Below are 19,597 nucleotides of genomic sequence, written 5' to 3' on the forward strand. Positions count from 1 at the left end.
ATCTGATGAGTAGAGAAAAGACTGAACTCCCCAAAACCTTTGTTGCTTTCAGCGATCGATTTCCAGAACTTCAAGATGCGCACCAGCAGCTTGGCAAAGTCCTCGCCGATGCCGGCCCTCTGGATGAAAAGTCGCGTGCCCTGGTCAAGCTCGGCGTATGCGTGGGTGCAGGTCGCGAATCCGCGTTGAAGTCCCACATTCGTCGGAGTCTGGAACTGGGCATCACACGCAAGGAAATTGAGCACGCGTTGGTGCTGGGTATGAATTCAATAGGCTTTCCGGCAACGGTAGCGGCCTGGCAGTGGGCGCAGGAAGCGCTAAGCAAGGAATAAGGTTCGCGAACAGATCAAGAAGGGGCGAGCGTTCTCAACAATCTGGGCGGCCTGGAAGGCGAGGTCCGCCACCCTCTAACTATTCAGAGTTGGTCGTTCAAAATATAATCCCGGAGCGCCACAGCATTGTTGTGCTCGGTATCCTTCGCGGCAAACACAAGCGTTATGCGGTCATGTTGCTCAAGCAGTTTCCTGAATGCCTCAAGATCCTCGCTGGCATCACCTGATGTCAGCTCATCAAGGTACCGCTCCCGAAACTCCGGCCATTTTCCCGGATCATGACCGAACCACTTCCGCAGTTCAGTTGACGGCGCCAATCCTTTCAGCCAATGGGCTATATGCGCATTTTCTTTGGCCACCCCTCTAGGCCAGATACGATCAACCAGTACCCGCTGCCCGTCTGAGCGGGCGGGTTGTTCATAGGCACGTTTCAGGCGAATATCCATCAGCGCTCTCCGCATGGAAGTTCCAGATCATAGAATTCCGGATATCGACCAATTCCGCTGTATTACGCTAACAAATTGCCGGCAACTTTCGCAGCAGCGGGTTTATCTGGATCAAGTCGGGACCAGATCCATCCCCGGCTTGCCATACCAGTACCCGTTGCAGGGGGGCGCCTCCACCAAATTCAGCGGATCGGTGGCCGGCAATTCACCCCGGCGTATCTGATCAAAGCGTCTGACCACTTCCTCCATGCCCTGATGCTCCGGGCTCAGGCGCACGGTGCTTACCCCCATACGCTCCATATCCGGCAACTCCCGCATCAGGTCGTAACGGGAGCCAGACAAGGTGGAAATGCCGTTGATGCGGAACAGCTCCTGGCTTTCCCGGGAGCGCAACTCCATGCCGTCCGGGTGCTGCAGGCAGCGGAACTCGCAGTTGTCTTTGGGCAGGTTGTAATGGCGGGCGGTAAAGCAACGGGAGGACCAGGCCAGGGGCAGGAAGCCCCAGGAAAACACCTCAGCGGGCAAATCCAGTTCCTCGCCTTTCAGCTCCTTGATGAGTTGCTCGAGGGTTTCCTTGCCCAGCTCCACTGGCAGATTCCAGCCCTGCAAGCCCTGCTTTGCCAGGATTTTCAGGGTAGCGGTATTGTAGATGTTCATGGACGGGCCGGTGACAAACGGAATCCTGTTCCGGATGGCCACCTGCAGGGCGCTCTGATCGTTGGCCTCTACCAGGAATTCATTCTGCTCACAGAACCGGCGCAGGCGACGCAAATCGGCCTCCGACTCAATCAGCGTGAGCGTGGAGAGCACCACATTCTTGCCACAGGCTTTCAGATCACGGGCCAGATCCAGCCAGTCATCCGGTTTCAGTTCCCGCCGGCGGGAACACACCACTTCGCCCAGATAGATGGTATCCACCGGCCACTCGGCGGCATTGACATAGAAATCGAAAACGGTCTGCCTGGACCAGAACCACAGGATCGGCCCCAGGGATAACTTCAGCATGGATGGTGAAACCTTATTTCCATTTGCGATGGTAGGCGCCCAGCGTTGTCAGGCCGCCCTCGGAAAGCCCCGCCAGTGTCTGCTGCCATTGAGGTTCAACAGTAAAGCCGTCGGTGTCGGCTTCAAGATTGTCCAGGGCATGGCGCCAGGTTCTGGCTACGTCTGCGATGTAGGCCGGGCTTCGTTGGCGCCCCTCAATCTTCACGGCACTGATACCCAGCGCCTGAAGCTCCGGCAACAGGTCCAGGGTGTTCAGGCTAACCGGCTCCTCAATGGCGTGGTAAACATGACCCTCAACCTCAAAACGGCCTTTGCACAGCGTCGGGTAGCCGGCGGATTCGCCCTGCCCATAACGGTCAATCAGGACATCGTTGAGGCGGGACTCAAGCCCCTGCGGGGTTTCCTGCCAACGCACAGCTTTGGCCGGGGAACAGGCGCCCCGGGTATTCGGGGACTCATCGGTCAGGTAGGAAGACAGGTAGCAGCGGCCCTCAGCCATGATGCACAGGCTACCGAAGGCAAACACTTCCAGTTCCACCGGGCTGTGTTTGGCCACACCACGCACTTGGTCCAGCGACAGAACCCGGGGCAGCACGGCCCGGCGAATATCGAAGTTGTCCTTATAAAAGGAGAGCGCTTCGTGGCTGGTGGCAGACCCCTGAACCGACAGATGCCGGGGGATATGCGGATATCGGTTGGCGGCATAATCCAGCAGGCCCATATCGGCCAGGATGATGGCGTCTACGCCGAGACTGGCTGCGCGATCCACCGCTCCTTTCCACTGCTCCCAACCGTCTGGCTGCGGGTAGGTATTGATGGCACAAAAAACTCTCGCGCCCCGGAGATGAGCGTACTCAATCCCTTCGGCAGCACGCTTGTCGTTGAAGTTCAGGCCGGCAAACTGACGAGCGTTGGTGCTGTCTTTAAAACCGAAATACACGGCGTTGGCACCTTTATCAACTGCGGTTTTCAGTGCCGGCAGGCTGCCGGCGGGGCACACGAGTTCCATGACATCCTCCACTGCAAGAATGCCTTTACCTTACCGTCACTTACGCAGCAACTGCCTTGACCATTGTCAGCACAGGTCGGAATGGCTTTTTGTATAAAACGTACCCGGAGTTGTCTCCACGCGCTGTCACAGACAGGCCAGCGAGGAAAACTACCTAGTGAGTAGTACTCTGCGTACTCTTACTTACCACCGTTTTTTGTCATCCATATCAGGTTGTTAACAAACAATAACAACAACTTACACGCCCGAAACTACCCCTTCAGCTACCCCCTCACGGCGATATAAAGCACACCGCATAGCCGAGGATAATGAATGCAATAACCAGACAAATAAGGCACCGCTATGAACCTCATCAACAACCTCTCCATGCGGGGCAAACTGACCACTCTGGTGGTTCCGGCCCTGCTCGTTATTCTCTATTTTGCGGTTGAAAGCATAGTTCTGAACTACGGCGAACTGCACGACATGCGCCAATTGCACTCCATGGTGGAACTCACGGAAACCGGCGATCCCCTCACCGAAACGCTGCAAAAAGAGCGTGGCCGGTCTGCGATCTTCTTTGCCAGTGAACCGGGAACCGATGCTGCCCGACAAGCTGAAAGGGATCTGGCCGAGCAACGGCGCCAAACCGACGCCCGTATCTCTGCCTATCACCAGGGGATCAACTCGCTCATGGCAGATGCCAGCTTTGAGAGCAGCGTGGAAGCGAGCATACAATCTGTCCGCCAGGGCCTGGATAATCTCGATTCCCTGCGCCGCGCGGTGGATAGCCGTAGTATCGCGGCGGGTGATTCAGCCACCCGCTACACCACTCTGATCATGGGACTGGTGGATCGAATTCCGCTTATTATCCGCGGTTCCACCGATCCCGAACTGACCCGGGAAGTTAATGCCTACTATGCACTCGCCGAAGTGGCCGAGATGGCGGGTCGGGAGCGTGCAATCGGCGCCTCACTGATTCGCAGTGGCGATTTTGACTTGCCAACTCTGCGCCGAATCGCAGGCCTCGCCGGGCAGCAGGAGGGCTACTTCAATCAGGCACTCGCCATGTTTGCTTCCGGCTCAGAACTGCGCGAAAACCTGAAAAAAGGATTGAACACACTCGCAAGCCAATCGCTGGAAGAGAAGCGCCAAACCCTTTTCAGCAGCCCATCGGGCATGTATGCCCTGGAGGCTTCCGAGTGGTTTACAACCACAACCGATCGAATTGAGGGTCTGAACGGGATCCGTCAGTCCATACTGGAAGAGCTAAGCTCACTGGTGGAACACGGTGTTACCGATGCCCGTAATGATCTGGTCGCTGCGTCGGGAATTGCCGCAGGTTCAATCCTTATCGTTCTGGTACTGATGCTGTTCATTATCAGGGCCATCAACCAACAGGTTGGCAGCCTGCTGAGTGCTGTCCGGTTCGCCATGGACAACAAGGACCTGACCCGCGAGATTGAAATCTCCAGCCATGATGAGGTGGGCACCATTGGCAAGGCCATTAACGAGCTGTTCGGACGCTTTGGCAATGCCCTGCTCCACATCGACAAATCCAGCGTCCAGCTGGCCACTGCCACGGAAGAGACCAGCTCTACGGCCGGTCAGAACGCCAGCCAGGTGAAGAACCAGCAGCAACAGATTGAGCAAGTGGCGGCGGCGACCGAAGAAATGTCCGCCACCTCCGAGGAAATCTCACGGAACACCCAGCAGGTTGCTGATGCCGCACGCAGTGCCATGGAAAAAAGCCGGAGTGGCGAGCAGGTATTGCACGGAAGCGTGAGGAGCATCCGGTCGCTGGCCAGGTCGGTTCAGAAGGTGAACGAGGTGATCGAAGAGCTGGAAAGCCGCAGCTCAACCATCGCCGATGTGGTCGATGTGATCCGGAAGGTTGCCGACCAGACCAACCTGCTGGCGCTGAACGCGGCTATTGAAGCCGCCCGCGCCGGCGAGCATGGTCGAGGGTTTGCGGTGGTCGCCGACGAAGTCCGCACTCTGGCGCAACAGACCCATGAATCCACCACCCAGATCGAGGAGATTATCACCAGCTTTCAGAGCATTACAGACAATGCCAGCCGCTCGATTGTCGAAAGCCATAAGTTGGCTAACGCCACCAGTGAGCAGGCGTCCGAGCTGGAGCAGACCTTCGCGGATATCCTGACCGACGTGAACAGCATCTCCGATATGGCCGGCCAGATTGCGACCGCCTCTGAAGAGCAGGTGGCGGTTACCCGGGAGCTGGCGGGCAGCATGGAATCAGTCAGTGAAGCCGCCATACTGACGCTGACCGGCTCCCAGGAAATCACCCAGGTGACCGGCGAGCAGGCACGGCTGGCCAGGGTCCTTCAGGACCTTGCCAACGAGTTCAAGGTGCCGGCCTACAGCTGATACTAGCAAGACGCAAAAGGGGCTCTCCGGAAACGGACAGCCCCTTTTTTGGCTCTGCAAATGAACATGGGGTCAGAAGCAAGCACTCTTCTGACCCCGACCATGCCGCTACTATCAGATAATCCGCGAGAACCGCTGGCTGGCGCCCTCTTTGCGGTACAAATCAAAAATCTGGCAGATCGCCCGGATCAGCAACCGCCCTGCAGGCTGAACCTGAAGCGCGTTACCGTCATCGGCAATCAGTTCATCCTGAACCATGGGCTTCAAACGGCTGAGCTCATCGGCAAAATAGCGGTTCAGATCTTCCTGCCAGACATCTGCAAACAGCTGACGGTCCAGCCGGAACTGGCAAATCAGCTGGCCGATCACCCAGCGGCGGATTCGGTCGTCCCGGGTCAGGTTGACGCCTTTGGTGATGGCCAGTTGGCCGGCATCAATGGATGCTTCCCAGGAAGGCAGGTCGTGATTGTTCTGGAAATAGGCATCGTCCGTCTGACCAATTGCGGAAACGCCGAGGGAAACCAGATCGCATTCGGAATGGGTGGTGTAACCCTGGAAATTCCGGTGCAGACGGCCTTCTCGTTGCGCCACCGCCAGGCTGTCGTCCGGCTTGGCGAAGTGGTCCATGCCAATGTATTCGTACCCGGCGTCCAGCAAACGGTTGATGGTGTTATGCAGGATGGTCAGCTTCTGCTGCGGACTGGGCAGGGTGTCGCCCTGAATCCGGGTCTGCGGATAGAAACGGTCCGGCAGGTGGGCATAGCTGAACACTGACAGCCGGTCCGGCGACATCTCGATCACCGCTTCCAGGGTCTCGGCAAAGCTTTCCGGCGTCTGGTATGGCAGGCCGTAAATCAGGTCCAGGTTGATGGACCGGAAGCCGATGCGCCGTGCCTCGTTGAGCACCGCTTCGGTCATGGCCCGGGGCTGGATACGGTTCACTGCTTTCTGAACCTCCGGGTTTACATCCTGTACCCCCAGACTGATCCGGTTGAAGCCCAGGTTCCACAGGGTTGGCAGGGTATCCTGGTCCACTTCCCGCGGGTCGATCTCTACACTGTAATCCCGCTCATCGCCGGTTTGCAGGTTGAACAGCTCCCCGTATCCCGCCATCAGGTGTTCCATCACATCTTTAGGCAAAAACGTGGGGGTACCGCCACCCCAATGCAGCTGTGTCACCGGCCGGTCGGCCCCGAACAGTTTTGACTGGATAGCCGCCTCTTTCAGCACCCGCTCAACATAGGGCATCGCCTTGTCACGCTTTTTGGTGATGACCTTGTTGCAGGCGCAGTAGTAGCAAAGGTGCGCGCAGAATGGCAGGTGGGTGTAGAGCGACAACGGCCGGCCACTGGCCTTGCTGCGAGCCGCAGCTTTGACCATGTCTTCAATGGGGTAGTTCTGGTTGAACTCCACGGCCGTGGGGTAGGAGGTGTACCTCGGGCCGCTGAGGTCGTAGCGGCGAATCAGGGCGTCATCCCAGATGAATTCTGGCAGTGTTGAGTCTTGGGCTTTGAGTGCGGGTGTGGAGGTCATAATAGGCGCTCTGGGGTAAAACGGGGGCATCCAGGATTTGCCGGCATTTTAGGGCAATCCTTTGACTGGTTTTTTGATTCGGGTCAGGTGACTGATGGTTTCAGTTTACCAGTCCGGTTACTGAACCACCCTTGGGCTCTTGGCGTACTTGGTTTACCCCTTTGTGGGCATAGCCCGCAGCATACTGACTGGAGAATTCCTCACCATGGCCAACCTGATTCTGATCCTCGGCGACCAATTAACGAGAGACATCAACGCACTCGAAAACGCCGACCGGGACCGGGATCTGGTGGTAATGGCGGAGGTACACGACGAGGCCAGCTACACCAACCACCACAAGAAGAAAATCGTGCTGTTGTTCAGCGCCATGCGTCACTTTGCCCGGCAACTGGAGAGCGATGGCTGGCAGGTTCATTACCAGAGCTATCATCCGGACAACCAACACCAGAGCCTTGAAGCAGTGGTTGGCGAACAGGTGAAGCGGATCAATGCGGACAAAGTAATCGCCACCGAGTGTGGCGAATGGCGGCTGCATGAGCAGATCAGTAGCTGGCACGAACGCCTTGGGGTGCCAGTGGAGATTCGGCCGGATACACGGTTTATTGCCACCAAGCAGGAGTTTGCCGACTGGGCCGAGGGCCGCAAGCAGTTGCGGATGGAATTCTTCTACCGGGAGATGCGGCGCAAGACCGGTTTGTTGATGGCCTCCGACGGTGAGCCCGAGGGCGGGCAGTGGAATTTCGATGCCGACAACCGGAAGAAATGGACCGGCAAGCCGCCGGCCCCGGCGCCATTCCGGATAGAGCCGGATGCCATTACTCGGGATGTGATCGCCCTGGTGGATGAGCATTTCAGCGATCACTTCGGCACCACCGACGATTTCCATTTTGCCGTTACCGCCGAAGACGCACAGGCGGCGCTCGAGCACTTCATCGATTATGCCCTGCCCTGCTTTGGCGATTATCAGGACGCGATTTCGGACAACGAGGACTGGCTGTTTCATTCCATCCTGTCGCCCTACATCAATTCCGGGCTTCTGGATCCGGTGGCGGTTTGCGAGGCGGCCGCTCAGGCGTGGTATTCAGGCCGTGCACCGATCAACGCGGTGGAGGGATTTATCCGTCAGATACTGGGCTGGCGCGAGTTCGTGCGGGGCATTTACTGGATGAACATGCCGGGATATGCCAAAGAAAACCGTCTGGGCAACACCCGCGCCCTGCCCTGGTTCTACTGGACCGGGGACACGAAAATGCGGTGCATGCACAAGGCCATTGATGCCACCCGCCGCAACGCGTACGCCCACCATATTCAGCGGCTGATGGTTACCGGCAACTTCGCGCTGCTGGCGGGTATCAAGCCAGAGGAAATCTGTGACTGGTACCTGGCGGTGTACGCCGATGCCTATGACTGGGTGGAACTGCCCAACGTGCTGGGGATGGTCATGCACGCGGATGGCGGCTACCTGGGCTCAAAGCCCTACGCCGCCAGCGGCAAGTATATCCAGCGCATGTCGGACCATTGCGCCAACTGTCATTATAAGGTGAACAAGGCCACCGAAGATGACGCCTGCCCGTTCAACGCCCTGTACTGGCATTTCATCGATCGCCATCGGGACGACTTTGCCAAAAACCCGCGTATGGGCATGATGTACCGGAACTGGGACAAGCAGAAGCCCGAGAAACGGGAAGCGCTGCTCAAGCGCGCGGAGAATCTGATCGCCAATATTGAAAAGCTCTAGGTCAGAACTTTGGCGTCCTGATCTTTTGCTCAGGGCGGTCCGACTTCACAGGCCAACACCAGAGCCCAGAACTCCGAGAAGTCGTTGACCACCACATCCGGCTTATCCGGGTGTTTGTGGGTACCCGGAAAAATCTTGTTCAGCCAGGGCAGATCCCACTGGGCCCCGTTGAAGAATACCGAGGTCAGGCCCGCGCGCTTGGCGGCAATAACGTCAGTCGTGCTATCGCCCACGTACCACACACTCGGGTCGGGCGGGTAATCCAGTTTCTGGACCGCCAGCAGCAGTTGATCCGGGTGGGGCTTGCGCAGGGGTGTATCGTCGCCGCAGACGTCGACATCAAACAGATGCGTCCAGCCGGTATCCTCCACCGCCGCCAGTTCGTGCTCGAAAAACTCGCGGTCCCGGTTGGTAATGACACCCACCTGGATGCCCAGCCGCCGTAACCCTTCCAGAACTTCGCGCACCTTCGGCTCAAACGCCTTCACGGTACCGTAGTGTTTCCGGTAGTGGTGGTTGAACGCCTGGTGGGCAATCTGCTTGGCTTCCTGGTCGTCCCCGAACAACACCTCAAAGATATCGGTTCGGGAAATCTTGCGGTCTGCCTTCACCTTCGGATGCAGCTTCGCAAACTCCCGCACGTAGGCCACCAGCTTCACATCTTCCGGGGTTTTGCTGTCTTCAGGCGCCACCATGCGGTCCATCAGTTTGAGTTTGTGGAAATCCGGCAGCATGTCGTCCACCGCGTGGTACATGGCGTCGAGGGTATCTACCAGGGTGGCGTGCCAGTCGAACAGGATGACTGCCGGACGGATGAGCTTGACCACCGCCGGGTGCCAGTCCGGCTCAATTCTCGGCTCGGGTCGCTTTGGCGGCGGAAAGGGCCGGGGTCGAACCTCGGCAGGCGTCTGCTCGAAGGCCTCCGGCTGGCTCCGCTCAAGCAGGGCTAAAAGGTCCATGAGGTCCTCAAAGCTGTCCAGAATGGCCGCCGGCGCGTCCCGGTGCTAAAACCAGCTGTCGATCCGGCCGGATTCCCAGCAGGCGCCGTTGTAGAACACGCCCGAGACGCCGGCCTTGTTGGCGGTGAGCATGTCGACGTAGCTGTCGCCGACATACCAGGCCGTTTCATCCGCTGGCAGACCGAGCTTTTCAAGCGCTTTGAGAATCACCTCCGGATCGGGTTTATACTCGGTTACGTCGTCGGCACACACCGTGGCATCAAACAGGTTCCGCCATCGGCCTTCGTCCACCGTCTGTAATTCCCGATCCAGAAACTCCCGGTTCCGGTTGGTGGATACCGCCAGCCGGATACCCATGGCTTTCAGGGCGGAGAGATACTCATAGGCGCCGGGCTGGAACGGTTTTACCTGCCCGAAATAGCGGCGATAGGCCTCGTTGTAGGCCTTGTGAGCGATCAGCTTGGCTTCTTTGTCATCCCCGAAGATGGCGTTGAAAATATCGGTCCTCGACACCCGGCGCTCCGCCAGAATGCGCGGATGCAGGCGCCGGAAGATACGGATGTAACGCACCAGGCGGGCATCATCCGATGTTCGGCATTTATCCTCCGGCAGCAGCCGCTCCACCAGCCCCAGATCCTCCAACTGCGGCAACATGTCTTCCATAGCACTGAACATGGCATCGTGGGTGTCTACCAGGGTGCCGTGCCAGTCGAAAATCAGCACTGACGGCGCTGAAATGGAATCACAGAATCGGGCCATGCTCCGCCTCCATCAGAAGTTTCCTGAAGCCGGCCTTGAAATCCGCCGCCGGGCCGGCAAAACTCGGCGGTACTGACAAGAAAGATAAACCCGGTTTCCAATGCGTGCACGCATCGAGTCTGATCCATGCCAGTATCGAGCTACCTGCTGCCCTATGATTTTTCACCGCTGACCCTGCTCAGTTATATGCTGGTGCTCGGGTTTTATGGTGTCGGGCTACTGAGGATGCCGGAGCAGGACCGGCCGGGATCGGGCCGCATCATCACTTTCACGCTCGGGGTCATGCTCTGTTACGCGGTGATGCAGACCCGATTTGATTACTACTCCCAGTACATGTTTTTCGTCCATCGGGGCCAGCACCTGATTCTTCACCACCTGGGGCCGATCCTGATTGCGCTATCTAACCCTCTGCCGGTGATGCGATTCTGGTACCAGAAGATTTCACCGTCTGTACGCTACTGGCTGCAGCCGCTGGGCTGGATTTACCGGCTGCTGCAGCAACCGGTTATCGCTTCGGTTCTGTTCGTGGGACTGATCTACTTCTGGCTCTGGCCGCCCATCCATTTTGACGCCATGCTCAGCCGGCAGCTCTACTGGATCATGAACTGGAGCATGCTGCTGGATGGCCTGCTGTTCTGGTGGCTGATCTTTGATCCCCGCTCCCCGGCCATCACCAGTGCCCTGGGCTACGGCAAACGTATACTCCTGCTGGCGCTGGTGGCGATCCCCCAGATGATTCTCGGGGCCTGGATCGTGTTTTCCCGCGGCATGGTTTATGACGTCTACGAAGTCTGCGGCCGGGCCTGGCCCATGCCCCCGGAAACCGACCAGTTACTGGGCGGTCTGCTGACCTGGATTCCCCCGGCCATGATGAGCATCATTGGCATCCTGATTGTGCTCCGCCGGGCCATGCATGAAGATGGCAAATTCCCCAAAAGCCGCTCGATGGCAGGAGGAAACGCATGAACAGAACGCTGCCACTATGGCCTGTTTTCGTTGCCCTGATGCTCGCCGGCTGTGCCGGGAATGAGGAAAGCTGGCATGGCAAGGACATCTCGGGCCTGATGCCCAGGCTCCAGTTCCAGCTCCAGGGCACCGACGGAAACACTGTCACTCCCGCAGACTCGCAGGGCAACATCCGCCTGGTGTATTTCGGCTTCACCTCCTGCCCGGATGTCTGCCCGACCACGCTGACTGATCTGCGCCGCTCGGTTCAGCAACTTCCCGAAAAGTATCGGGACGACGTCACCACCCTGTTCGTAAGCGTTGACCCGCGCAGGGATACCCCGGAACGCCTGGCCAGTTACGTGAATTTCTTCGGCGATCGGGTCGTTGGCCTGACTGCAGAAGAACCCGCGCTTCGAAAACTCGCCAAACGCTACCGGACCACCTTCGGTTACGACGAACCCGACGCCAGCGGCAACTACAACGTTTCACACAGCAGCGCCGTTTACGTTTTCGATCGCGACGGCAACGCCCGGCTGCTCCTGCGACCCGGACTGTCGCCAGAGCAGATCAGTGAAGATCTGGCCCAGCTGGCCCGGGAATCGAGTTAATCTCACCCTTGACCCTGTAGCAACTACAGGGTTTTGAATGCTCCCCAGAATCATCAATAAACGGAGAGCAGAAAATGCACAGCCACCACGATCACAGCCACGGGCACGGCCATGCGCAGCATTTCGACACGCATAATCGCTCGTTTGCGCTGGCCGTCGTGCTCAATGTGGTCTTTGTTGCCATTGAGGCGGTCTACGGTGTCCTGTCCGGATCCCTGGCCCTGCTGGCAGATGCCGGCCATAACCTGAGCGATGTGCTTGGCCTTGTCATGGCCTGGGTTGCGAGTTGGCTTGCCACCCAGAAAGCCACCGACCGGAACACCTACGGACTGAAAAAATCCACGATCCTGGCAGCTCTGTTCAACTCGCTTTTTCTGATTGCTGCCGTTGGCGGCATTGCCTGGGAGGCCATTGGCCGTTTCAGCGAACCGGCGGAGGTTACCGGTTTGACCGTCATCGTGGTCGCCGGCATCGGGGTCATTATCAATGGCCTCACGATGCTACTGTTCATGAAAGGCCAGGAGGGCGATCTTAATATCCGCGGGGCGTTCCTCCACATGGCGGCAGACACGGCTGTGTCCGTAGGCGTTGTGGTTGCCGGCCTTGTGATCCTGTTTACCGGCCTTGACTGGATAGATCCGCTCGTAAGTCTGGTGATCGCAGCAGTGATCTTTATGGGAACCTGGCAGTTGCTCAAGGATTCGCTCAATCTTGCGGTAGACGCGGTACCCAGGGACATCAACCCGCAGGAAGTCCTCGATAGTCTGAAAGGACTGCCCGGTGTTGAATCGGTTCATCATCTCCACATCTGGGGGCTGAGCACAACGGAGAACGCTCTCACAGTCCATCTGGTAAAGCCCGACCCGGCCAGTGACGATCAGATCATCGAGCAGGCCACCCGAATGCTGGCAAGTGACTTCAATATCCAGCATGTGACCATTCAATGGGAGCGGGAGGCCAGCAATTGCCCGACACTTGCATACTGCTGATCCCCGGGAAGGAGCCGGACGTACTATGGCCAGAAACCTGAACGGAGCTCGCTAGTGCCTCACAAAAAGCTGAATCTCCCTGAAAAGACCTGCCCGGTCTGCCAGCGGCCCTTCGCGTGGCGAAAAAAGTGGGCAAAGGACTGGGAAAATGTCCGCTACTGCAGCGAGCGTTGCCGGCGCGAGAGGAACGCATCCACATGACGACCGTTGTGTGGTTCAAGCGCGATTTGCGTGCACGCGATCATGCCCCCCTGGTGGCGGCAGCGAGCCTGGGAGAGCCCGTCATTCCGCTGTATGTTATCGAGGATGAGTACTGGCAACTGCCGGATACCAGCGGCCGGCAGTGGGCGTTTATCCGGGATTCTCTGGACGACCTGGACCGACAGTTGCGCAAGGCCGGCAGCCAGTTGCTGGTGATTCGAGGGTCGGTTATTGATGCGCTAAAGCAGCTCCTGGCCCACCAGGGCGTCAACCGCATCTTTTGTCATCAGGAAACCGGCGGAAACTGGACCTTCGAGCGTGACAGGGCGGTAATTGGCTGGTGTTCGGAAAACCAGGTGGAATTCCGTGAGTGGAACCAGTTCGGTGTGGTTCGCCGCCTGAGCGACCGGGATGTCTGGGACAGGGCGTGGACCGAGCTGATGCGCCAGCCAGTGCTGGAGGCTCCGACTGCAATCCCGACATCGAATATCCTGAAGACCGATTGGGCTGCCGACAATGGCCAGGGTTTCGAAGTGCCAGACTCATGCCCGGACCGCCAGAAAGGCGGCAGCGCAAGAGGAGAAAAGCTCCTCGGCTCCTTCCTGGATCGCCGCTGCGTCGGTTACCAGTACAACATTTCCAGCCCGAACACCGCCGTCAGGGCCTGTTCGCGCCTGAGTCCGCATATTGCCTACGGCACTGTCAGCCTGCGGGAGATCTACCAGGAGGCCAAGGCCACCGGCAACCACCGCAATACCCTGCCCCGAAAAAAGAAAAGCCTGACCAGCTTCCGGTCCCGATTGCACTGGCATTGCCATTTCATCCAGAAACTGGAAGACGAACCGGAGTTGGAGTTCCGGGCCATGCACCGGGAAATGGAGGCGTTGAAAACCGGGCCCAATGATTCCGAGCGACTGCAACGCTGGCAGGAAGGCCAGACCGGATGGCCCCTGGTGGACGCCAGCATGCGTGCACTGGCCCACTCCGGCTGGATCAACTTCCGGATGCGAGCCATGCTGATGGCAATCGCCAGCTACCAGCTGTGGCTGCACTGGCGCGATCCGGCCCTTCACCTGGCCCGCTTGTTTACCGATTTCGAGCCGGGCATACACTACTCCCAGACCCAGATGCAGTCCGGACTCACAGGCATCAACGCTCTGCGAATTTACAACCCGGTGCTGCAAAGCCAGAAACTGGACCCCGATGGCGAGTTCATCCGGCGCTGGATACCCGAGCTGGCTGGCGTGCCCAGTGAAATGATCCACACCCCCTGGTTAATGACGCCGACCCAGAAAGAGCGTTACGGCGGCAACACCTACATCTCGCCGGTGTGCGATCATGAACAGGCGGCCCGGGTTGCCCGTAAGGCGGTTGGCGACTTTCGCAAGCAGCAGGTCAGCAAGACAGAAACAGATCGGGTGCTGCTACGACACGGCAGTCGCAAGGGACCTGTTCAGAAACGCCCCCGCGTGCCATCGAAGCAGCAATCCGATCAGCTGTCACTGTTCGACTAGACCGCTTACCCGCATCAGTTGCGGTTCAGTTGCCGCTGGTGCTCCAGCATTTGCTCCATCATCATCTGCATCTGGTTCATCCGGTTCTCCATCATCTCCAGACGCTGCTCGTTGTCCATACCCGGACCACCCGAACGATTTCCCTGGGCATTGCCGGACTGTTTTTTACCCTGACCTTGGTTGTTCATCATGCCCTGGCCACTACCCATCATTCCCTGACCGTTGCCCATCATGCCCTGGCCCATCATCCCGGGCCCCATCATGCCGCCACGCATCATCTGCATATGCTCCTGCATGTACTCCATGTGTTGCTCGCGCAGTCTCTGGCGTTCAGCGTTGGAGTTCGCGTTCCGCATTTCCTGCATCATGGCCTGCATGCGTGCCATATTTTCATTCATCTGCTGCACTTGTTCCTGATTCATCATACCGCCACGAGGCATTTGCCCCGAGTTGCCCTGAGCAAGAGCAAAAGCGGGCAATACAACGAACACGGAACAGGCAACGAAACGACTTAATCTGTTCATGAGATCCTCCTTATTGGCTGCAACAATGTGCATCACCATGAGTAAAGACCATGAAACTGAATTGAAACTGAAAAATATCCATCAAGCGTGGTTAAGAGCATACAGATTGATCTGTGTCATCCAGTTGAACCGCAAACGTTCAAGAGCGATCACATTTCATTGTTTTAATTCCTGAAAAACTGGCTGGGAATGGTATTCTTTCGCTACCAACCATTGCATCGCCCCGTTGCGTATTAACGCACGTGCGGGGCTTGAGTTCAGAAGCTGGTTCTTATGATTACGGCCATTAACCGTAAAAAAAGAATTCCGATTATTGTCATGCTGATTGCTCTCATCGGCCTGACATTCTCGTTCATGGGAGAAACGTTATCCCATGGAGTACCGGAGCTGACGGAAGCCAAGCCTCTGAACGGAGGCGAGCACTCCCACGGTCATGATCATCACAGTCACGACGTGCAAGACCAGCAAGACCGCCACTCTCATCATGACTCCGGCAATCACTCCCATGAGTCAGCAGACCGGTTGAACGTGCCGGTTTTCTCCAACCTGACACCTTCACTCCGGCGCCCTGTTCCCTATGCCGGAGAGGATCCCTGCAGTTTTCGTTACCGGCTCGACCGCCCGCCGAAGCTCTACACGTTTGTCTGAGCAATGCTGCCTTAGCAGCTGAACGAAAACCCATTCTACGGAGTTACCATGCTGTCAACTTTGCTTGGCAAACCTCGCCACTGGGCGCGGGTTGCTTCCGGCGGAAATCGTTTTTTCTGGATATTCCTGACACTGGGCCTGCTCGGCCTCAGCACTGATGCGTTAGCCCATGCCGTCGCCCAGGGCGATAAAGGATACATTCAGGAAATTACCGGCATAAACCTGATTGCTTTTACCTACCTCGGTGCCAAACACATGGTCACCGGTTACGACCACCTGCTGTTTCTGCTTGGGGTCATTTTCTTCCTGTACCGCATGCAGCACATCGCTATCTACGTAAGTCTGTTTGCCCTGGGACATTCCACCACGATGCTGCTGGGCGTGTACTTCAACGTCGGCATTAACAGCTACATCATCGATGCGATTATCGGCCTGTCGATAGTGTACAAGGCACTGGACAACATCGGCGCCTATCAGCGCTGGTTTGGCTTTCAGCCCGACACCAAAGCCGCCACGCTCATCTTTGGTCTTTTCCATGGCTTTGGATTGTCCACCAAGATCCTTGAGTACGACATCTCTCCCGATGGGCTGATTCCGAACCTTCTTGCTTTCAATGTGGGCGTGGAAATCGGACAGCTCATTGCCCTGGCCATGATCCTGATTGCCATCAATTTCTGGCGCAAAACCGACGGCTTTTTCCGCCATGCCTACACCGCGAATGTGGCCATGATGAGTGCAGGCTTCCTGCTATTCGGCTATCAGCTTACCGGTTATTTCGTCGCCTGATTCTGGAGAACCTTTATGTACAACACCGACATACCTAATCGAGAAGAACTGCCCAGTACCGCGAAACTGATTCAATCAACCATTGTTGCGGCCATCGTGGCGCTGGTACTGCTGGTTACCGTTGTCATGCCTGCGGAGTACGCGCTCGATCCGACCGGAGCCGGACGACTGCTGGGCTTGACCGAAATGGGTGAAATCAAGGAACAGCTGGCCGAGGAAGCCGCCGCCGACGCGGAGGCCGAGATGGTTGCCGTTCAATCGTCGTCTGCACAAGGGCCTCAGGAAGTCGCGGAGCCTGTCATGGCCGAGCCTTCAGATGAATCGGTCTCTGCGCCCGAAGCAGAGATCACGGCTGCGAAACCAGAGCCCGCGGCTGAACCAGTAGCTGTCGAACCGCAATGGCAGGATGAAGTACGCGTGGTGCTGACGCCGGGCGAGGGAACCGAATTCAAACTCACTATGGAGGAAGGGGCTGTGGCCCGATACTCCTGGGCGTCTGAAGGCGGCCCTATCAACTACGACACCCACGGCAACGGTAGCGGCCAATCCATCTCTTACGAGAAGGGCCGAGGTGTTCCTGAAGATGAAGGAGAGCTTGAGGCCGCCTTTACCGGCGACCACGGGTGGTTTTTCCGGAACCGTAACGACAATAACATCACTCTGGTACTGCGCACTGGCGGAGACTATGGCCAGTTGAAGAAAGTGCTCTGAGGCGCGAATGTGCCGGGGTGGGTTCTGCCCCGGCACGCTATCCGAAAGATCAGAAGGCGATTCGCGCGCCAATCACGGCAAACCAGTCTTCTGTGCTTCCGCCCCCGGCTTCTGCCAGATCAGCAGTGTCGCCGTACTTGCGCTCGTGTACCACGCCCACATAGGGCGAGAAGGCCCGGTCAATCAGGTCATAACTCAGCCTCAGCCCCCACTCGGTGGAATTGAGCCCCTTGCCGACACCAATCTCCCGATCCTCTGAAAACGCCACAAGAGTCTCGAACGAAGCCGACAGGATCCAGAAGTTGGTGACCAACAACTCGTATTCCGCCTCAAAGTCCGCCGAGGCGTCGCCTTCATCGCTGACATAAAGGTTGGTGTCTACCTCGAACCAGTAGGGTGCCAGCCCGGTGACCCCAAGCACGCCATAGACCCGGTCCGGACCTTCCGGGGTATCTATGCGGATTCCGGCCTTGGCATCCCAGAAGTCATCCACCGGAGTCTGGGCAACAAACTGGTTTTCCAGGGTTTCCCAGGCATTGTGACCCTCTTCCCACTCGCCCTCGAACAACCAGCGGAATTTCAGTTCATCGGTGCCATAAAAGGCATCGCCTTCAATAACCGCCAGCTCCTCGTCCGAATCGCTATACCGGTACTCAAACTTCTCCGCAGACACACCCCAGAAGCTCTTGGCGGTCTGGGTCTTTTTGGCCGGATCGTCCTGGGCAATCGCTGGTGTGGACATTGCAGTCACGGCCAGAGTCAGGCCGCACATGGAGGCTGTTAACCGACTCATGATTCACCTCCCTGTGTGCCGCTTGGCTTGCCCTCGGCAACGGAGCTGTCCGGGCCACCTTCAACCACGATCTTGCGGAACATGCCGGAGGCGGCGTGGTAGGAAAGATGGCAATGGAACGCCCACTCACCCGGTGCATCCACCTCCGTTTCCATATAGACAGTGGTGGCTGGCGCCACGCTGATCACGTGCTTCAGGGGGTTCCATTTGCCCTCGCCCACATCAAGGATCGACCACATACCGTGCAGGTGCATGGGGTGGGTCATCATGGTTTCGTTGACGAATTTGATGCGGACCCGCTCGCCATACTGCAGGACGATGGGGTCGGCATCCTCATACTTGATGCCGTTGATGCTCCACTCATAGCGCTCCATGTTGCCAGTAAGGCGCAATTCAATCTCGCGGGTTGGCTCGCGGTGTTCGTACAACGGGTTCTGTGCCCTGAGATCGGCATAGGACAGGAACTTTCCACCATTGCTGGCGGTGGGCATCAACCCGCTGCCACTGGCATAAAAGGGATCTTCCGGCATGGAAGCTCCATCGCTCCCGCCCATACTGCCATGGCCCATGGCACTGTGATCCATCCCGGCCATTTCACCACTGTCCATGCCGTCGTCGTTCATGCCGCCCATGGCGTCTTTGCTCATGTCTCCATGATTCATATCGCCATGATCCATATGCCCGGCCATATCGGCCATGGTCAGCAATGGCGCCTCCCGAAGTTCCGGCACTTCTGCCGTCATCCCCTCTTCCGGCGCAAGAGTCCCCCTGGCAAAGCCCGAGCGGCCCATGGATTCGGCAAAGATGGTGTAGGCTTTCCTATCCGTGATGCGAACGATCACATCGTAGGTTTCTGCCACGCCAATGCGGAACTCGTCCACGTTCACCGGCTGCACATTGTTGCCATCCGCCTGGACCACGGTCATTTCCAGACCGGGAATGCGAACGTCGAAATAGGTCATGGCGGAAGAGTTGATGAAGCGCAGACGGATCCGTTCACCCGGCTCGAACAGCCCGGTCCAGTTCTGCTCTGGCCCCTTGCCGTTGATCAGCGCGGTAAAACCCTGCACATCTTCGATATCCGCTTTCATCATGCGCATATCGCCCCACATCATCCGATCCCGCAACGCTGCCATGAAACCTTTCTCTCCAGACTCCGCGAAGAAATCGCCCATGGTCTGCTGCTGGCGGTTGTAGTAATCGGCAGACATTTTCAGGTTCCGCATGATGCGATCCCCGGAATGGGGATGCTTGTCGGTCAGCTGCACCACGAATTCCCGATCGTAGCGGAACGGCTCGCGACCTTTCGGTTCAATCACGATGGCGCCGTAGGCCCCATTGGGTTCCTGAAAGCCGGAATGGCTGTGAAACCAGTAGGTGCCGGCCTGAACAATCGGAAACTGATAAGTGAAGGTTTCGCCCGGTTTGATACCTGCAAAGCTGATTCCGGGCACGCCATCCTGCTCAAACGGAAGGATCAGCCCGTGCCAGTGGATGGACGTCATCTCATCCAGGTTATTGGTTACATTGATGGTCACCTCTTCCCCTTCCTTGAACCGCAGGACCGGTCCGGGTGAGGCGCCGTTGTAACCAATGCCTTCCTTGACGAAATCGCCGGTGTCGATCTGTACCCGATCCACCGAAATATTGTACTCAGCGGCACTGGCCGCCATGGAGAGTAAACCACCGAAAATGGCGGCCAGCATTCGCTTTTTCATGGAGTA

General features: G+C 57.6%; 20 protein-coding genes. 11 read left to right on the plus strand and 9 right to left on the minus strand.

Translation table 11 applies throughout. The features are described from left to right. The first annotated feature begins 5 nt into the window (after positions 1–5). Positions 6–332: a carboxymuconolactone decarboxylase family protein gene (locus tag ACP86_RS05095; protein WP_053112957.1), complete on the plus strand. Its 327-nt coding sequence runs from the start codon at positions 6–8 to the stop codon at positions 330–332. An 83-nt stretch (positions 333–415) separates the two neighbouring features. Here ACP86_RS05095 and ACP86_RS05100 read toward each other — a convergent pair whose 3' ends face one another. The 3 genes from ACP86_RS05100 to ubiU form a co-directional block, all read right to left on the minus strand. After that, complete coding sequence (locus ACP86_RS05100) at positions 416–778, minus strand: DUF488 domain-containing protein (protein WP_053115463.1); 363 nt, start codon at positions 776–778, stop codon at positions 416–418. 111 nt (positions 779–889) lie between these two features. Beyond that, positions 890–1,783, minus strand: a complete 894-nt coding sequence (locus ACP86_RS05105) for a U32 family peptidase (protein ID WP_053112958.1) — start codon at positions 1,781–1,783, stop codon at positions 890–892. A 13-nt stretch (positions 1,784–1,796) separates the two neighbouring features. Then, the gene (gene ubiU / locus ACP86_RS05110; protein ID WP_053112959.1) at positions 1,797–2,792 is read right to left on the minus strand and encodes a ubiquinone anaerobic biosynthesis protein UbiU; all 996 of its coding nucleotides are present in this window, start codon (positions 2,790–2,792) and stop codon (positions 1,797–1,799) included. Between the two features lie 342 nt (positions 2,793–3,134). Here ubiU and ACP86_RS05115 point away from each other — a divergent pair, with 342 nt between their 5' ends. After that, a complete protein-coding gene (locus ACP86_RS05115) occupies positions 3,135–5,162 on the plus strand; it encodes a methyl-accepting chemotaxis protein (RefSeq protein ID WP_053112960.1) in 2,028 nt (675 codons plus the stop codon). Positions 5,163–5,276: 114 nt separating this feature from the next. Here the strand turns inward: ACP86_RS05115 and hemN are convergent, their stop codons facing one another. After that, positions 5,277–6,695, minus strand: coding sequence for an oxygen-independent coproporphyrinogen III oxidase (gene hemN / locus ACP86_RS05120; protein WP_094182510.1), 1,419 nt, complete (start codon positions 6,693–6,695; stop codon positions 5,277–5,279). A gap of 205 nt (positions 6,696–6,900) precedes the next feature. Here hemN and ACP86_RS05125 point away from each other — a divergent pair, with 205 nt between their 5' ends. Then, positions 6,901–8,433: a cryptochrome/photolyase family protein gene (locus ACP86_RS05125; protein WP_053112962.1), complete on the plus strand. Its 1,533-nt coding sequence runs from the start codon at positions 6,901–6,903 to the stop codon at positions 8,431–8,433. A 29-nt stretch (positions 8,434–8,462) separates the two neighbouring features. Here the strand turns inward: ACP86_RS05125 and ACP86_RS23165 are convergent, their stop codons facing one another. Then, complete coding sequence (locus tag ACP86_RS23165; protein WP_227507823.1) at positions 8,463–9,392, minus strand: HAD family hydrolase; 930 nt, start codon at positions 9,390–9,392, stop codon at positions 8,463–8,465. Positions 9,393–9,437: 45 nt separating this feature from the next. Further along, entirely contained in the window at positions 9,438–10,151 is a 714-nt protein-coding gene (locus ACP86_RS23170; RefSeq protein ID WP_227507824.1) for an HAD family hydrolase, read from the minus strand. A gap of 126 nt (positions 10,152–10,277) precedes the next feature. Between ACP86_RS23170 and ACP86_RS05135 the strand changes: the two genes are divergently transcribed. The 5 genes from ACP86_RS05135 to ACP86_RS05150 all read left to right on the plus strand — a co-directional run bounded on the left by ACP86_RS05135 (position 10,278) and on the right by ACP86_RS05150 (position 14,411). Beyond that, positions 10,278–11,117: a cytochrome c oxidase assembly protein gene (locus ACP86_RS05135; RefSeq protein WP_053112963.1), complete on the plus strand. Its 840-nt coding sequence runs from the start codon at positions 10,278–10,280 to the stop codon at positions 11,115–11,117. Then, a complete protein-coding gene (locus ACP86_RS05140; protein ID WP_053112964.1) occupies positions 11,114–11,707 on the plus strand; it encodes an SCO family protein in 594 nt (197 codons plus the stop codon). The genes ACP86_RS05135 and ACP86_RS05140 overlap by 4 nt, the downstream gene beginning before the upstream one ends. A 74-nt stretch (positions 11,708–11,781) precedes the next feature. After that, entirely contained in the window at positions 11,782–12,696 is a 915-nt protein-coding gene (locus tag ACP86_RS05145) for a cation diffusion facilitator family transporter (protein WP_053112965.1), read from the plus strand. A 54-nt stretch (positions 12,697–12,750) separates the two neighbouring features. Then, a complete protein-coding gene (locus ACP86_RS22015) occupies positions 12,751–12,897 on the plus strand; it encodes a DUF2256 domain-containing protein (RefSeq protein ID WP_075267585.1) in 147 nt (48 codons plus the stop codon). Further along, positions 12,894–14,411 carry an FAD-binding domain-containing protein gene (locus tag ACP86_RS05150; protein ID WP_053112966.1) on the plus strand — a complete coding sequence of 506 codons (1,518 nt, stop codon included), beginning with the start codon at positions 12,894–12,896 and terminating at the stop codon, positions 14,409–14,411. The genes ACP86_RS22015 and ACP86_RS05150 overlap by 4 nt, the downstream gene beginning before the upstream one ends. 14 nt (positions 14,412–14,425) lie before the next feature. Here ACP86_RS05150 and ACP86_RS05155 read toward each other — a convergent pair whose 3' ends face one another. After that, positions 14,426–14,935 carry a hypothetical protein gene (locus ACP86_RS05155; protein ID WP_053115464.1) on the minus strand — a complete coding sequence of 170 codons (510 nt, stop codon included), beginning with the start codon at positions 14,933–14,935 and terminating at the stop codon, positions 14,426–14,428. A 318-nt stretch (positions 14,936–15,253) separates the two neighbouring features. Here ACP86_RS05155 and ACP86_RS05160 point away from each other — a divergent pair, with 318 nt between their 5' ends. The 3 genes from ACP86_RS05160 to ACP86_RS05170 are packed head-to-tail and all read left to right on the plus strand — an operon-like array spanning position 15,254 to position 17,080. Beyond that, positions 15,254–15,583 carry a hypothetical protein gene (locus tag ACP86_RS05160; RefSeq protein ID WP_227507825.1) on the plus strand — a complete coding sequence of 110 codons (330 nt, stop codon included), beginning with the start codon at positions 15,254–15,256 and terminating at the stop codon, positions 15,581–15,583. Positions 15,584–15,631: 48 nt separating this feature from the next. Next, a complete protein-coding gene (locus tag ACP86_RS05165) occupies positions 15,632–16,369 on the plus strand; it encodes a HupE/UreJ family protein (RefSeq protein WP_176443057.1) in 738 nt (245 codons plus the stop codon). A gap of 15 nt (positions 16,370–16,384) precedes the next feature. Then, complete coding sequence (locus ACP86_RS05170) at positions 16,385–17,080, plus strand: SPOR domain-containing protein (protein ID WP_053112968.1); 696 nt, start codon at positions 16,385–16,387, stop codon at positions 17,078–17,080. Positions 17,081–17,129: 49 nt separating this feature from the next. On the opposite strand, the gene ACP86_RS05175 is transcribed toward ACP86_RS05170, so the two are convergent. Together ACP86_RS05175 and ACP86_RS05180 are read right to left on the minus strand one after the other, a co-directional pair. Beyond that, complete coding sequence (locus ACP86_RS05175; RefSeq protein WP_053112969.1) at positions 17,130–17,873, minus strand: copper resistance protein B; 744 nt, start codon at positions 17,871–17,873, stop codon at positions 17,130–17,132. Further along, positions 17,870–19,591 (minus strand): copper resistance system multicopper oxidase, encoded by a 1,722-nt coding sequence (locus ACP86_RS05180; RefSeq protein WP_053112970.1) that lies wholly within the window; start codon positions 19,589–19,591, stop codon positions 17,870–17,872. The genes ACP86_RS05175 and ACP86_RS05180 overlap by 4 nt, the downstream gene beginning before the upstream one ends. Positions 19,592–19,597 lie beyond the last annotated feature (6 nt).

It is taken from the genome of Marinobacter sp. CP1, assembly GCF_001266795.1.
GTDB lineage: Bacteria > Pseudomonadota > Gammaproteobacteria > Pseudomonadales > Oleiphilaceae > Marinobacter > Marinobacter flavimaris.

Bases quoted from the DNA above. Each gene is read 5' to 3' on its own strand.
- ACP86_RS05140 (WP_053112964.1), top strand. From the start codon at position 11,114: ATGAACAGAACGCTGCCACTATGGCCTGTTTTCGTTGCCCTGATGCTC.
- ubiU (WP_053112959.1), bottom strand. From the start codon at position 2,792: ATGGAACTCGTGTGCCCCGCCGGCAGCCTGCCGGCACTGAAAACCGCA.
- ACP86_RS05155 (WP_053115464.1), bottom strand. From the start codon at position 14,935: ATGAACAGATTAAGTCGTTTCGTTGCCTGTTCCGTGTTCGTTGTATTG.
- ACP86_RS05100 (WP_053115463.1), bottom strand. From the start codon at position 778: ATGGATATTCGCCTGAAACGTGCCTATGAACAACCCGCCCGCTCAGAC.
- ACP86_RS05175 (WP_053112969.1), bottom strand. From the start codon at position 17,873: ATGAGTCGGTTAACAGCCTCCATGTGCGGCCTGACTCTGGCCGTGACT.
- ACP86_RS05135 (WP_053112963.1), top strand. From the start codon at position 10,278: ATGCCAGTATCGAGCTACCTGCTGCCCTATGATTTTTCACCGCTGACC.
- ACP86_RS05095 (WP_053112957.1), top strand. From the start codon at position 6: ATGAGTAGAGAAAAGACTGAACTCCCCAAAACCTTTGTTGCTTTCAGC.
- ACP86_RS05180 (WP_053112970.1), bottom strand. From the start codon at position 19,591: ATGAAAAAGCGAATGCTGGCCGCCATTTTCGGTGGTTTACTCTCCATG.
- ACP86_RS05165 (WP_176443057.1), top strand. From the start codon at position 15,632: ATGCTGTCAACTTTGCTTGGCAAACCTCGCCACTGGGCGCGGGTTGCT.
- ACP86_RS23170 (WP_227507824.1), bottom strand. From the start codon at position 10,151: ATGGCCCGATTCTGTGATTCCATTTCAGCGCCGTCAGTGCTGATTTTC.
- ACP86_RS05105 (WP_053112958.1), bottom strand. From the start codon at position 1,783: ATGCTGAAGTTATCCCTGGGGCCGATCCTGTGGTTCTGGTCCAGGCAG.
- ACP86_RS05170 (WP_053112968.1), top strand. From the start codon at position 16,385: ATGTACAACACCGACATACCTAATCGAGAAGAACTGCCCAGTACCGCG.
- ACP86_RS05125 (WP_053112962.1), top strand. From the start codon at position 6,901: ATGGCCAACCTGATTCTGATCCTCGGCGACCAATTAACGAGAGACATC.
- ACP86_RS05150 (WP_053112966.1), top strand. From the start codon at position 12,894: ATGACGACCGTTGTGTGGTTCAAGCGCGATTTGCGTGCACGCGATCAT.
- hemN (WP_094182510.1), bottom strand. From the start codon at position 6,695: ATGACCTCCACACCCGCACTCAAAGCCCAAGACTCAACACTGCCAGAA.
- ACP86_RS05145 (WP_053112965.1), top strand. From the start codon at position 11,782: ATGCACAGCCACCACGATCACAGCCACGGGCACGGCCATGCGCAGCAT.
- ACP86_RS05115 (WP_053112960.1), top strand. From the start codon at position 3,135: ATGAACCTCATCAACAACCTCTCCATGCGGGGCAAACTGACCACTCTG.
- ACP86_RS05160 (WP_227507825.1), top strand. From the start codon at position 15,254: ATGCTGATTGCTCTCATCGGCCTGACATTCTCGTTCATGGGAGAAACG.
- ACP86_RS23165 (WP_227507823.1), bottom strand. From the start codon at position 9,392: ATGGACCTTTTAGCCCTGCTTGAGCGGAGCCAGCCGGAGGCCTTCGAG.